The organism is Aquisphaera insulae, assembly GCF_011064615.1.
GTDB classification, from domain to species: domain Bacteria; phylum Planctomycetota; class Planctomycetia; order Isosphaerales; family Isosphaeraceae; genus Aquisphaera; species Aquisphaera insulae.
In genome coordinates, this window is the sequence record NZ_JAALJH010000002.1 from 1 (window position 1) to 14,268 (window position 14,268).

8 protein-coding genes are annotated in these 14,268 nt (G+C 67.9%); 7 read left to right on the forward strand and 1 reads right to left on the reverse strand.

Annotated elements, in window-relative coordinates; all coding sequences use genetic code 11:
• Nucleotides 1-109: 109 nt before the first annotated feature.
• Both G6O54_RS01240 and nadB read left to right on the forward strand, forming a co-directional pair.
• A complete protein-coding gene (locus G6O54_RS01240; RefSeq protein WP_165219377.1) occupies nucleotides 110-5,851 on the forward strand; it encodes a hypothetical protein in 5,742 nt (1,913 codons plus the stop codon).
• Between the two features lie 164 nt (nucleotides 5,852-6,015).
• Nucleotides 6,016-7,692 (forward strand): L-aspartate oxidase, encoded by a 1,677-nt coding sequence (gene nadB, locus G6O54_RS01245; RefSeq protein WP_165219379.1) that lies wholly within the window; start codon nucleotides 6,016-6,018, stop codon nucleotides 7,690-7,692.
• On the opposite strand, the gene G6O54_RS01250 is transcribed toward nadB, so the two are convergent.
• Nucleotides 7,693-8,589 carry an HD domain-containing protein gene (locus G6O54_RS01250; protein ID WP_165219381.1) on the reverse strand — a complete coding sequence of 299 codons (897 nt, stop codon included), beginning with the start codon at nucleotides 8,587-8,589 and terminating at the stop codon, nucleotides 7,693-7,695.
• A 264-nt stretch (nucleotides 8,590-8,853) separates the two neighbouring features.
• Here G6O54_RS01250 and G6O54_RS01255 point away from each other — a divergent pair, with 264 nt between their 5' ends.
• From G6O54_RS01255 to G6O54_RS01275, 5 genes are all read left to right on the forward strand, one after another.
• Complete coding sequence (locus G6O54_RS01255; RefSeq protein ID WP_205678640.1) at nucleotides 8,854-10,005, forward strand: aldose epimerase family protein; 1,152 nt, start codon at nucleotides 8,854-8,856, stop codon at nucleotides 10,003-10,005.
• A 181-nt stretch (nucleotides 10,006-10,186) separates the two neighbouring features.
• Complete coding sequence (locus G6O54_RS01260) at nucleotides 10,187-12,016, forward strand: sodium:solute symporter family protein (RefSeq protein WP_165219383.1); 1,830 nt, start codon at nucleotides 10,187-10,189, stop codon at nucleotides 12,014-12,016.
• Nucleotides 12,017-12,038: 22 nt separating this feature from the next.
• Complete coding sequence (locus G6O54_RS01265; protein WP_165219385.1) at nucleotides 12,039-12,263, forward strand: hypothetical protein; 225 nt, start codon at nucleotides 12,039-12,041, stop codon at nucleotides 12,261-12,263.
• 15 nt (nucleotides 12,264-12,278) lie between these two features.
• Nucleotides 12,279-14,003, forward strand: coding sequence for a sodium:solute symporter family protein (locus G6O54_RS01270; protein ID WP_165219749.1), 1,725 nt, complete (start codon nucleotides 12,279-12,281; stop codon nucleotides 14,001-14,003).
• Nucleotides 14,004-14,015: 12 nt separating this feature from the next.
• Nucleotides 14,016-14,255: a hypothetical protein gene (locus G6O54_RS01275; RefSeq protein WP_165219387.1), complete on the forward strand. Its 240-nt coding sequence runs from the start codon at nucleotides 14,016-14,018 to the stop codon at nucleotides 14,253-14,255.
• The last annotated feature ends 13 nt before the right edge of the window (nucleotides 14,256-14,268 follow it).

Below are 14,268 nucleotides of genomic sequence, written 5' to 3' on the forward strand. Positions count from 1 at the left end.
GAATCCGAAGCACTTCGTCGGGTCCTGCAAGCTTTCAGGGTCCGACATTCGTATAATACAGGTCCGGTCCCAACGAGTCGCCGCACCTCTCTGGCGGGAGCATGGTGTCATGACGGTAGGCACGCAGGCGCAACCTCAGGGGAAGCTGCTCGATTTCGAGGAATTCATCGACCATCAGATCGCGCAGACCCGTGCCCAGATCAAGATGACGGACATCGCCACGTCCGTCTTTTACCTCTTCGCGGGGCTGGTGGGCGTCCTGCTCGCCGAGGTCGTCCTCGACCATGCGTTGGGGCTCCCCCTGTTCGTCCGCCAGCTCGTGCTCGCGGTCGGGGCGGGGGCCTTCCTGTTCTTCCTGGCGCTCTGGGTCGTCAGGCCGTTGCTCTTCCGGATCAACGCGGTGTACGCCGCCCGGACGATCGAGGGGGCCGATCCGGCGTTCAAGAACAGCCTGATCAACTACCTGGACCTGCGGGCGCATCGCGACCGGCTGCCGAAGTCGGTGATGGCGACGCTCGAGGCCCGGGCGGTCAGTGACCTGGCGCACGTCGAGGTAGGTGACGTCGTCGACCAGAAGCACATGATGCGGGCCATCTACAGCGTCTGCGCGGTCCTCGCGGTCTTTGCCCTCTACTTCGCCTTCGCGCCCAAGAGCACCCCGGATTCGATCTGGAGGGCGTTCCTCGCCGACGTCGTCCGGCCGACGAACACGCTGCTCCGGGACATCAAGCCGGGCAACGCGGAGGTCATCGCGGGGGAGCAGGTCACCTTCTCCGTGGACATCACCAGCGGCATCCGCCCGGACAAGGTCAAGCTCCACACGAGCGTGGACGGCGGCAAGTTCTACACCGTCCGCGAGCTCGAGCCGGGGCCCGGGCAATATGACCCCTGGTCCGTGACGGTCAACAACGTCCAGCAGACGATGGAGTATTTCCTGACCGGCGGCGACGCCGAGTCGCTGCACTACACGCTCAAGGTCCTCCCCGCGCCGATGGTCACGGGCATCCGCCTGGACTACGAATTCCCCAAGCATGTGAACCTGCCGCCGCGCCTCGGGATCGAGGGGGGCGAGGTCGAGGCGATCGAGGGGACGAACGTCACCGTCCACGCGACAACCAACGAGCCCGCCAAGAGCGGCACGATCAACCTGAGCCTCCCGGTTGCCCCCCCCATGATGACGGTGGATCCGAGCGATGCCCATCATCTCGTCGGCAGGTTCCTGGTGACCAAGGACGGCACCTACACGGTCAACTTCCGGACGACCGGCGGCCAGCTCAATCCGAACCCGGTTGTGCACGACATCCGGGCGATCCAGGACCGTCCCCCCACCGCCCGCTTCGTCCGGCCCGAGCAGGCGACCGTCAAGGCCCCGGCCAACGTCAAGGTCGACCTGGTCATGACCGGCGCCGATGACTTCGGCGTCAAGGACGCCACGCTCCATGTGAAGCTCGGGGACGAGAAGCTCTTCTCCCGCAACGTCCTGGAGAACAAGCCCGCCGCCCCGGAATTCCACGCCACCGAGGTCCTCGACCTCGCATCGTTCCGCGTCAAGCCCGGCCAGAAGCTGCGCTACTGGATGACCGTCCGCGACACCTACCCCGGCGTCGCCCACAGCGTGGAGACGGCCTCGCAGTTCATCGAGATCGATCAGCCCGTCACGCCCGAGGACAGGAAGAAGCTCGAGGAGAAGCAGGAGAAGGAGCGCAAGGAGCTCGAGCAGACGAAGCCCGATCCGGCCCAACAGCCGCCGCAAGAAGCCGCCCAGGGTCCCGGGACGGAGGACGAGAAGCCGAACGATGGCGGGAACGCCGGCGGAGATGGCAATTCGTCACCCCCCAACCAGACGCAGCCCCCTCAGGACGGCGGCAAGGGCGATCGTCCCAATCAGGACGGAGGCCGGTCCGGCGACGGGAAGAAGCCCGATGGCGGGACGGCCACCAACGGTGGAAATGAAGGCAACACGACCAACGACGGCGGCGCCAACGGCCCGCCCCCGGCCCCTCGGAACGATCCGACTTATCGCAACCTGGAGGAAAAGCTCCGCCAGAAGGGGATGATCCCCCCCTCCGGCAAGCCGGGCCAGCCCCAGCCGCAGAGCGGCGGGGGCAATCCCTCGAATCCGCCGCAGGGGCGGGACAACGCGTCGAACGGGAGTGGGAACGCGGGCGGCGCGAACGCACCGCAGCCCAGGGCTGACCGCTCCACGCCCGCCGGGGGCAAAAAGAATCCTCAGCAGGGCGGCGGCGGTGTCGGGGGCGACCCGAACAACCAGGTCCAGCCCGGGGAGAAGTCAGACGCGAACCCGCCCGGCGAGGAAAACCAGCCTGGCCAGGCGGACGGGAAGTCCGGGTCCACCTCCGTCAGCCCGGGACAGAAGAACCCGTCAGGCTCCGGCGCCGGGAATTCGTCCTCAACGTCGGCCGGCCAGCGTGACGGCGCGGCCATGCCCCAGGGACAGTCGGCCGATGACAGGATGACGCCGGACCAGAAATCCCCGGCCGGCCAGGACCGTTCCCAGAAGCCAACTCAGGGGTCGAAGGATGAGCCCCGTGGCGCCGACGACAAAACGCCGCAGCCGCCCGGCGAGAAAAAAGGACCGCAAACTTCCCCGCCGGATCCGCGGACGACCCCGAAGGGCGATCGAACCGAGCCGGCTTCCGCGGATGATCGCGGCCAGGAAAAGCAGGACTCCGCCGCCGCCCAGTCCAACCCGAACAAGGGCGGAGAACAGCAGCAGGGCAAGATGGATCGCACCGGCAAGAGCTCCGGTACGACCGGCGGCGGCTCCAACACGTCCCAGGACGGCAACTCCGGCCAGTCCCAGGGCAACGGCGAGAAGGGGACGACCCCGGCCCAGCAGAAGGACGGCACCGGCACGGACGGCGATGCTCCACGATCCTCGAATGCCGCGGGGAACGAGAACGCCGCGGATGGCACCAAGGGCGACGGCGCGAAGGGCGACGGCTCGAAGTCGGACGGCGCCAAGGGCGACGGCTCGAAGTCGGACGGCGCGAAGGGCGATGGCTCGAAGGGCGACGGCTCGAAGTCGGACGGCGCCAAGGGCGACGGCTCGAAGTCGGACGGCGCCAAGGGCGACGGCTCGAAGGGCGACGGCTCGAAGTCGGATGGCGCGAAGGGCGACGGCTCGAAGGGCGACGGCTCGAAGGGCGACGGCTCGAAGTCGGATGGCGCGAAGGGCGACGGCTCGAAGTCGGATGGCGCGAAGGGCGACGGCTCGAAGTCGGATGGCGCCAAGGGCGATGGCCGCGACGCGGAGCAGAAGGGTGGGCAAACGGGGGCCGGATCCTCGAAGGGGTCCGATCCGTCGGGTGGGAAGGACCAGTCGGGCGAGTCGGGTTCGCAGGCCAGGACCGGCGACAACCCGCCGCGCGAGGGTGGCAAGCCGGGCTCGTCGGACCGTTCGATGACCGGGAAGGACTCCGGTGCGTCGGGAAATCCTTCGGAAGCGAAGGACGGCAAGGGGAACGACTCCGCCTCGTCGACCGGCAAAACTGGCGGGGCGAAGCCAAACGGCGCGTCCTCCACCGGCGACCGATCGGCCGACGGCTCCCCGAACGACGCCCGGCCCGGCGATGAGAACTCGGCGAACAGCGGCAAGGCGGTCGATGGAAAGCCCACCGGAGAGCAGGCCACCGGCGGGAAGCCGAGCCAGGGCCAGGCGAAAGGCGGTAAGCCCAGCGGCGACCCGGCAAGCGAGGGCCAGCCTGGAGGGAAGGCGGGCGAGGATGCGGCGGCCAACTCCGGCCAGGGGCAGGGGTCGCAACCGTCCGCCGCGAAGCCCGGCATGAATGAGGGCAACAAGCCTGGCCAGGGAAATCAACCCGGTGGCAAGCCGGATGAGCCGAACGCTCAGGAGGCCGGCAAGCCGAACGGCACCCCCGGAGAAGGTTCCCCCGATCAGAACAAGACGACCGGTCAGCCCCAACCCGGCGCGGAGGGTACGCCGGAACGAGCGAACCGGACAGACCAGGCCGGCAATCCGCCCGCCCCTGGCCGCAACCAGGAGATGCCCCGCGATCCAAACGCGGTCCGAAACCCGGGAGATGAGAAGGCTCCGTCCCAGACCCAGCGACCCGGCGACCGCGCCGAGAACACCGCGGACCAGAAGGCGGCCGAGGATCGGGCTGACATGAAGGGAGAGCCAACGAAGGGCCAGGCTCCCCAGGCAAACAAGGATCCTCGGAATGACCAGCCCGCCCCCCGGGATGGCTCCACAACCAAGGATCAGCCCTCCCGCGACGACATGAAAGCCGGCGGCACCCGGGACGAGAACAAGGAGAGTCAACCGGCGAGCCGGAAGGACGCTCCGGACGGGAGTGACTCGAAGCCAGGGCGAACCAACGAGAAGCGCGATCCGAAAGCCTCGAAGGGTTCGAAGCAGGCCGATCGGCCGGCGACCGGCGACGAGAACGCGAAGGATCAGGCCGCCGGTCCTGATGCCCAGAAAAAGGCTGAGGAAGAGAAGAAGGGCAAGCGATACACCGACGCTCCGGAGAAGCCGAAGAAGGAAGAGACCAGGAAGGAAAAGCCACGAGACCAGGAGCCGCCGCAGGAACAGTCACAGCCCGACCAGCCGCAGCCCGACCAGCGCCGGCCAGAGCCGCCGAACCAGGGCATGCCCAACCAGAACAGCGGACAGCCCGAGGCCGGGTCGAACTCCTCGACTCAAAAGGGGAATCCCACGGGTGGGCAGAAGCCCGGCGGCGAGTCCACCCAGGGGGGCCAGCCTGGCGGTGAGTCCACCAAGGGTGGCCAACCTGGCGGCGAGTCCGGCAAGGGCGGTCAGCCCGGTGGCGAGTCCAGCAAGGGAGGCCAGCCCGGCGGTGAGTCCGGCAAGGGCGGTCAGCCCGGCGGTGAGTCCGGCAAGGGCGGCCAGCCCGGCGGCGAGTCCGGCAAGGGCGGTCAGCCCGGCGGCGAGTCCGGCAAGGGCGGTCAGCCCGGCGGCGAGTCCGGCAAGGGCGGCGAGCCCGGTGGCGAGTCCGGCAAGGGCGGTCAGCCCGGCGGCGAGTCCGGCAAGGGCGGTCAGCCTGGTGGCGAGTCCGGCAAGGGTGGTCAGCCCGGGGGTGAGTCCACCAAGGGTGGGCAGCCTGGTGGCGAGTCCGGCAAGGGTGGTCAGCCCGGCGGTGAATCGTCCGAAGGTAATCCGTCGTCCGGAGCGGGCGCGCAGGCCAACCAGGGAGGTTCGCAGACGGGTCAGCCCGGCAGCGGTGCGAAAACGGGCGGCCAGGCGGGGCGAACGCCGATGGGCGGCGGTCCCGGACCCGGGACGATCGGGACCGATCAGAACGGGGCCGCCGAGGACACCAGCAAGCCGTCGCCGAGGGCCCAGGAGCCCGAAAACGCACCGCCCGATGACCTGGCCCCCGACGGCAAGCCCCAGTCCGACCTGGTGATCCGCACGGTCAAGGACCTGCTCGAGAAGGATGCGGTGACCCCCGATCTCGAGAAGGACCTGGGCATGACCCGCTCGCAGATGGAACAGTTCGTCAAGAAGTTCGAGGGCGCGAAGTCCGCCCCCGCCGGCCCCGGCCGGGAGATCGACATCAAGCCGGGCGAGCACGAGGCGAGCGACAAGCCGGCCGCCAACCTTCCGGGCTTCCAGCCGCAGACCCGGTTCTCCACCAAGAACGCCCTCAATCGGGGTGAGATGGCCAAGGACGACGTCCGCGACAACGCCGAGGGCCTGCGGTTCGCCCCGCCCCCGGAATTTCGGTCCCGGATGGAGAGCTACACGCGGTCGCTCGCCCGCTCTCGCAACGCGACGGCCAACCGGCCGGCCGCCGCCAACCCGGCCGCACCGGCGACCACGCCACCGGCGGGGCAGAAGTGAGGGATCTCCGGCCGCCGGGGTGAGGACCCTCGCTGGGGAAGAGGCAGGAATGCCTCTCCCCCGGAGTCTCCCCTCCATGGCGGGCCACCGAATCGGGGGGCAGACATTCGTGTCTGCCCTGCCACCATTTGTCTTCGCGGCCTCCACTTCGTATCGTAATTCTCATGCTCTGCCCACTGGCCCTGCCTCGCCGATACCTTGTCGGCTTCGATCCTCGCGAATTGCCCCACCACTTCACGGACGTCCTGATCGTGGGGGGCGGCATCGCCGGCCTGCGCGCGGCGCTCGGCGTCCCGGAGGAGTTCCGGACGCTCGTGGTCACCAAGGATGAGGTCCGCGAGAGCAACAGCAACTATGCCCAGGGGGGAATCGCGGGGGTCCTCGATCCGGAGGATCGGTTCGACAACCACATCGCCGACACGCTTGCCGCCGGCAAGGGGCTCTGCGACTTCGAGGTCGTGGAGATGGTCGTCCGCGAGGCCCCCGAGCGGATCCGCGAGCTGATCCGCTGGGGCACCCACTTCGACGAGGCGGACGGCCATGTACTGCTCGGCCGCGAAGGGGGCCACTCGCACGCCCGGATCGCCCACGCGCTCGGCGACGAGACGGGCCGCGAGATCATGCGGGCGATGATCCACCAGGCCCGCGCCCACCGGTCGATCCGGATCTGGCAGAACTGCTCGACCATCGACCTGCTGACCCACGAAGGCCGGTGCCGGGGCGTACTCGTCTGGGACAAGCGGCGCGGGTTCGCGCTCGTCTGGGCGCGGGCCGTGGTCCTGGCGACCGGCGGCGCGGGGCAGCTCTATCGCGAGACGACCAACCCGCCGATCGCCACGGCCGACGGCCATGCCATGGCCTACCGCGCGGGGGTCGAGCTCCGCGACATGGAGTTCATGCAGTTCCACCCGACCGTCCTCTACATGGCCGGCTCCGCCCGGCACCTGCTGACGGAGGCCCTCCGCGGCGAGGGGGCCCACCTCGTCGACAAGGACGGGTATCGGTTCATGCCGGACGCCCACCCGCTGGCCGAGCTCGCCCCGCGCGACGACGTCTCACTGGCCATCGCCCGCCAGATGGCGAAGACTCGCCACCCGAACGTCTACTTGGAGCTCTCGCACCTGGACCCGACCTACATCCGATCGAGGTTCCCGGGCATCGATCGGCTCTGCCAGAGCTTCGACCTGGACATCACGAAGGACCGGATTCCCGTCTGCCCCGGGGCCCACTACATGATCGGCGGGGCGACGGTGAACGAGCTCGGGCGGACGAGCATGCCCGGCCTCTGGGCCGCGGGCGAGGTCTCCAGCTCCGGCCTCCACGGGGCCAATCGGCTGGCGTCCAACAGCCTGCTTGAGGGCCTCGTCTACGGGGCCAGGGTGGCGGAGGATATCGTCCACACGCTCGACGAATCCGGGCCGTGGCGGCTCGAGGTCCCGCCCGTCATGGCCGCCTCGCGGCCGAGCCGCGACAACCGGGCGCGGATCGACCTGGACGACCTTCGCAAGTCGCTCCGCGGCCTGATGTGGCGACAGATGGGGATCACCCGCGACGCCTCGGGCCTCCAGGACGCGGCGGTGCAGGTGGACCACTGGTGCCGCTACGTCCTCCCCCAGATCTTCGACGACCCGGCCGGCTGGGCGATGCAGAACATGCTCATCACCGCCCGGCTGATGATCGCCGCCGCCGCCGAACGGAAGGAGTCGCGCGGCGTCCACTCCCGGGCCGACTTCCCCGAGCCCGACCCGTCGCGGAACGTCCACATCACCATCCAGTACCCGCCGATCCGGTCGTCCGAGTCGCGGGGAAGCCGGTCGTCGGCCGAGGGTTCACCCCCCTGATCAGGCCCACTCGGAGAGCAGCCGCACCGTGCCGTCCACCTTCACGGGCGGGTCGAGCCAGCGCTGCTTGGGGACGACCCGGGGGGCATAGCCTTCCGCGAGGGAAGGGTCGAAGTGGCGGATGCTCGCCAGCTTGGCGGCGATGAGGGTGTTGGCCGAGGCATCCAGGCGGGCCAGCACGAGATCGTCCTCCGAGAGGAGGTCCGCGTCGTGGAGGATGCCGGCGCGGAGGCCCTCGCGGAGGGCGTCGGCGAACTCGTTGTAGATGAACGCCTCGGTCGGGCTGGCCCACCACTTTCGATTCATCTCGGCGAAGAGCGCGGCGGTGCGGCGGGCGACGTCGACGTCCGTGAGGACGATGGTCGAGTCCGCGACGTCGAGGTGGTCGAGGATGGACGCGGCGTCCGATCTGCCCAGCTCGCCGCAGGCCAGGCCGTCGCGGAGGAAGTAGTCCAGCCGGTCGGCACAGAGCCAGGGAAGGGGGCGCTCCAGGAGCGGATAGCGCGAGTCGTCGAAGAAGTCCTCGGGGCGGAACCTGGCGCGTTCGATCGCGCGGGCGAGGTCCGGCCGGCGGAGGAGGACCGGCTTGAGGCCCTCGTGATGGTCCTGCTCGTCGGACGTGATCAGGAAGTCCACCGCGTGCGAGAAGGCGGTGTGCGAGATGTCGTGGAGCAGGCCGGCCATCCGCTCCCGCGGGCCGGCGCCGAGGCGGTTCAGGAGGTGATGCACCCCGAGGCTGTGCTCGAACCGGGTGACGTTCTTGAAGGGGAAGGCGATGGCCGACGGCCCGGCCTGCCGGACGCCTCGCAGCCGCCGGAACGTGGGCGATTCGATGACGCCCAGGACGCCCGGATCGTCGATCGAGACCTCGCCGTAGACCCTGTCAATCCAGCGCATCGAGCCCGCACCCCCGCTCCCGGACGGCCCATGACGTCCGGGCCACCTCCCCATTCGATCATCCGGGCGAGCCGCCGATTTTTCAAGGGCGGCCGGTGCGGGGGAGCCTCCGCGGGCGGGTCGCTGGTCGGTTGCTTTTGCGCCCTGCGCAAGGGAGGATGGGGGCCTCGACGGTGCGCGGCCTGGGTCGGGCTGCCCCTCGCGGGACGCCGGCCTCGGATGAAATACCCTTCGTGAGCCAGTGACACGTCCAGGAGTTTGTTGATGAACGGGAACACAAGGTCCGCCTGGCGGGCGTTCGTCATCGCCGGCGGATTCTGCCTGTGGGGCCTCTCCTCGCACCCGTCGCCCGCGGCGGCGGCCTCTTCTGGGAGCCTGACGAAGATGGAATTCGGGAAGACCCCGGACGGCACGCCGGTGGACCTCTACGTGCTGAAGAACGGCCAGATCACCGTCAAGGTCACCAACTACGGGGGGATCATCACCGAGATCAGCACCCCGGACCGCAACGGCAAGCTCGGCGACATCGCCCTGGGCTTCGAGAACCTCGAGGGCTACCTGGGCAAGCACCCCTTCTTCGGCGCCACGGTCGGTCGAGTGGCCAACCGGATCGCCAAGGGGACATTTACCCTGAACGGTCAGGACTACAAGCTCGCGATCAACAACGGGCCGAACGCCCTCCACGGCGGCCTCAAGGGCTTCGACAAGAAGGTCTGGAAGGCCGAGGAGGTCAAGACCGACGACGGGCCGTCGGTCAGGATGAGCTACCGGTCGGCGGACGGCGAGGAAGGCTACCCCGGCAATCTCGACGTGACCGTGCAGTTCACCGTCACGGCCGACAACGGGCTGAAGATCGACTACACCGCGACCACGGACAGGGCGACGCCGATCAACCTCTCGAATCACAGCTACTTCAACCTCGCCGGCAGGTCGACGGAGTCCATCCTCGACCACGATGTCCAGTTGATCGCCGACAGGTACACCCCGGTCGACGACACCCTGATCCCGACCGGCGAGATCGCCGAGGTCGCCGGCACGCCGCTCGACTTCCGCAAGGCCAAGCCGATCGGCCAGGACATCAAGGGGATCAAGGCGGACCCGGTGGGCTACGACCACAACTTCGTCCTCAACAGCCGGGACAGGTCGCTGGCCCTGGGCGCCCGGGTCCACGACCCCAAGACCGGCCGGATCCTCGAGATGTTCACGACCCAGCCCGGCGTCCAGTTCTACACCGGCAATTTCCTCGACGGCACCGTCGTCGGCAAGGACGGGATCGCCTATCGCCAGTACGCCGGGTTCTGCCTCGAGTCGCAGCACTACCCCGACTCGATCCACCACCCGAATTTCCCCTCGGCGGTCCTCGAGCCGGGCCAGGCCTTCCGGGAGACGACCGTCTTCAAGTTCTCGGCGAAGTGAGCCGAGCGAACTCCCCGCGCGGGCCCGGAGCGAATCCGGCCCCGCGCGGGGGGCTGGCGTGTTGAGATGACGCCACCGCACGGTCATAATGCCAGACCTATTTTCCGATCCGTTCCCATTCGATGAACTCCCCTCCGACGCGACGCGCGGTCAGCGGCGCGGCTGACGGCAGGAATTGAGCATGACGACTTCACTCGCGTGGATTGACTACCTGATCATGCTGATCTACCTGGCCTTCGTGCTGGGGATCGGCGTGGCCCTCAAGCGGTTCATGAAGACGAGCGAGGACTTCTTCCTCTCCGGCCGGTCGATCCCGGCCTGGGTGGCGGGCCTGGCGTTCATCTCCGCGAACCTGGGGGCGCAGGAGGTCATCGGCATGGCCGCCTCCGGGGCCAAGTACGGGATCGCCACCAGCCACTTCTACTGGGTGGGCGCCATCCCGGCCATGGTCTTCGTCGGCCTGTTCATGATGCCCTTCTACTACGGCTCGCGGGCCCACTCCGTGCCCGAATACTTGCGGCTCCGGTTCGACGAGAAGACGCGCGGATTGAACGCCATCACGTTCGCCGTGATGACGGTCTTCTCGAGCGGCATCTCGATGTACGCGATGGCCAAGCTGATCATGCTCCTGCACCTGTTCGATGCCCCCGTGCTGGCGATGGGGCTCTCGCGCGACTGGATCTTCCACGCGAGCATCGTCCTCTCCGCGGTGATCGTGCTCGGCTACGTCTACCTGGGGGGGCTGACGAGCGCGATCTACAACGAGGTGCTCCAGTTCTTCCTGATCGTGGCCGGGTTCCTGCCGCTGGTGCTGCTGGGGCTCAAGAACGTGGGCGGATGGTCGGGCCTGAGGACCACGCTCGACGGCATGGGCAAGTCCGAGTTCACCCACACGTGGGTCGGCATGGGCCACGCGGACACGAACCCGCTGGGCGTGGAGTGGTTCGGCCTGGTGATGGGCCTGGGCTTCGTCCTCTCGTTCGGCTACTGGTGCACCGACTTCCTGGTGGTCCAGCGGGCGATGGCCGCGGACTCGATGACCTCGGCCCGCCGGACGCCGCTGATCGCGGCCGTGCCGAAGATGTTCTTCCCGTTCCTGGTCATCCTCCCCGGCCTGCTGGCCATCGCCCTCCCGACGCCGGCCGCGCCCGCGGGCGAGGCGGTCAAGGGCGGGGTCGCGGAGGCGCCCGCCATCCAGGGGCTGATCCCGGCCAAGGTGGACTACTACACCGGCGAGCTCGAGTTGGACAAGGCGGGCAAGCCGGTCCCCGACTACGACATGGCGATCCCGCGGATGCTGCTCCACTACTTCCCGACGGGGATCCTGGGCCTGGGCCTGACGGCGCTGCTGGCGAGCTTCATGTCGGGGATGGCGGGCAACGTCACGGCGTTCAACACCGTCTGGACGTATGACATCTACAAGGCCTACGTCCACCCCGGGGCCACGGACAACCATTACCTCTGGATGGGCCGGTTCGCCACGCTCTTCGGCACCGTGATCTCGATCGGGGCGGCCTACCTGGCGTCGCGGTTCAACAACATCATGGACGCCCTCCAGCTCGTCTTCGGGTTCGTGAACGCGCCGCTGTTCGCCACGTTCCTGCTGGGCATGTTCTGGAAGCGGGCCAGCGGCGACGGCGCGTTCTGGGGGCTTCTCTCTGGCACCGGGGCCGCGGCGATCTTCCACGGGTTGAACCTCCCCGCCGGCAGCTCGGCCGGGATCAAGGGAGGCTGGATCACCGGCCTCTTCGGCGCGGGGCCGGTCTACTCGTTCCCCACCGACATGGCACAGAACTTCTGGATGGCCATCGCCGCCTGGGTTACGTGCTTCCTGGTGACCATCGTCGTCAGCGTCTTCACGCAGCCGAGGCCCGACAAGGAGCTCGTCGGTCTGGTGTACGCCCTCACCGACAAGCCCCACGAGGGGCACCTGACGTGGTATCAGCGCCCCGTGGCCCTGGGGCTGCTCGTGCTCGGCATGACCCTGGCCCTCAATTTCCTCTTCTACTGAGACCGACGAGGCTCCGCCCCTCATGAACCTGGATATCCGCCTGCCGATCGGCCTGCTGTTCGCCATCCTGGGCGGGCTGCTGGTCCTCTATGGACTCTGGACGCATTTCTCAAACCCGAATATGTATGACCGTTCGCTGGGCCTGAACATCAATCTCTGGTGGGGCATCGTCATGTCCTTCTTCGGCGCCTTCATGATATGGCTGGGCCGTCGGGGCGCGACCGAGATCCCCGACCAGGCCCACTGACCGAGGAGGCCGATGATGCCGTCGCTCGCGTTCTCGCTCCCACTCCCACTCCCCCTCGCCGCCGAGGCCGTCACCCAGAAGCTGGTGACGCTCGGGATCTCCGACATCCTGATCATCGTCGGCTATTTCGCTATGGTGCTGGGCATCGGCTGGTATCTCAAGAAGCAGACCACCACCAGCGAAGACTTCTTCATGGCCGGACGCGAGATGACCGCGTGGATCGCGGGGCTCAGCTTCCTGTCGGCGAATCTGGGCTCGCTCGAGCTGATGGGCTGGGCCGGGGCCGCGTATCAGTACGGCATCCTCGCCACCCACTGGTACTGGATCGGCGCCATCCCGGCGATGCTCTTCCTGGGCATCGTGATGATGCCCTTCTATTACATCTCCAAGACCCACAGCGTGCCGGGCTATCTCCAGCTCCGTTTCGGCGAGGATTCCCGGGCCTTCGCGGCGATCTCGTTCGCATTCATGACCATCCTCATGAGCGGCGTGAACATGTTCTCCATGGCCAAGGTCATGGAGATCGTCCTGGGTTGGGACCTGAATTTCAGCATCTGGGTCTCCTCGATCACGGTCGCGGCCTACGTCGCACTCGGCGGACTGAAGTCGGCGATCTTCAACGAGGTCCTCCAGTTCATGCTGATCTGGGCCGGCGCGGCCCTGATCCCGATCATGGGGATGATCGAGGTCGGCGGCTGGGCCAACCTGCAGGCGAAGATCGGGGCCGAGTACACGCACGCCTGGAGCACGCTCGGCTCGTTCCAGGACAACCCGATGGGGATCCACTGGACGGGCATCGTCTTCGGATTGGGGTTCGTGATCTCGTTCGGCTACTGGACCACGGACTTCCTCGTCGTGCAGCGGGTGCTGGCGGCCAAGGACCTGAGGTCCGCCAAGATGGCGCCGATCATCGGCGCGGCCTTCAAGATGGCCGTGCCCCTGATCGTGATCCTGCCGGGCCTGCTCGGCCTGGGCCTGCTCGACGTCAAGCTCGTGCCGGAGAGCGTGGCGAAGGTGACGCCCGGGGCGCACAGCTACAACGAGGTCCTTCCCCTCATGATGGCCCGCTACATGGGGCCCGGCCTGCTCGGGCTGGGGATCACCGCACTCATCGCCGGCTTCATGGCGGGCATGGCGGGCAACGTGAGCGCGTTTGCCACGGTCTGGACCTATGACATCTACCGGCCATTCCTCAACAAGAAGGCCAGCGACGGCCACTATCTCGCCATGGGCCGCTGGTGCACGATCATCGGCATCTTCGTGAGCATCGGCACGGCGTACATCGTGATGAGGTCGGAGAGCATCATGGACTACGTCCAGGCGCTCTTCAGCTTCTTCATCGCCCCGCTCTTCGGCACGGTCATCCTGGGCATGCTCTGGAAGCGGGCCACCCCGGCGGGCGGTTTCTGGGGGCTCGTGGCCGGTACGGTGTCCTCGATCCTGATGTGGGTCTGGGTCCTCTTCGACGAGAAGGCCATCCAGTACGTGGCCCTCTCGCCCCACGCCAAGCCGATGGCCGAGAACATGTACCGCGCCCTCTGGTCGTGGATCATCTGCGTGGCGGTGACGGTGATCGTCAGCCTCTACACCCGGCCCAAGCCGGAGGAGGAACTGGCGGGACTGGTCTACGGCTCCACGACGATCCCCGGGGAAGGAGACGTCCCCTTCTGGCTCAGGCCCATCTTCTGGGCGGGAGTCGTGGCCGCTATCTTCGTCGCCCTCAACGTCATTTTCTGGTGAGGAGACCCGGCCATGACCGCAGGTTCTCGCTTCTCGATCTGGTACTTCGTCGGAATCCTCCTCGCGTTCTACGGCGTGATCATCACGGCGATGGGGCTCTACGGCTTCTATTCGCCGCCCAAGGACATCAAGCTCGTCGAGTACCACGCCGAGCTCTGGTGGGGACTCGTCCTCCTGGCCCTGGGCGGGTTCTACGTCTGGCACTTCGCTCCGCACAAGGTGAAGCCCCAGGAGCCGGTCTCCCATTCCTGATGGATCCCGTGCC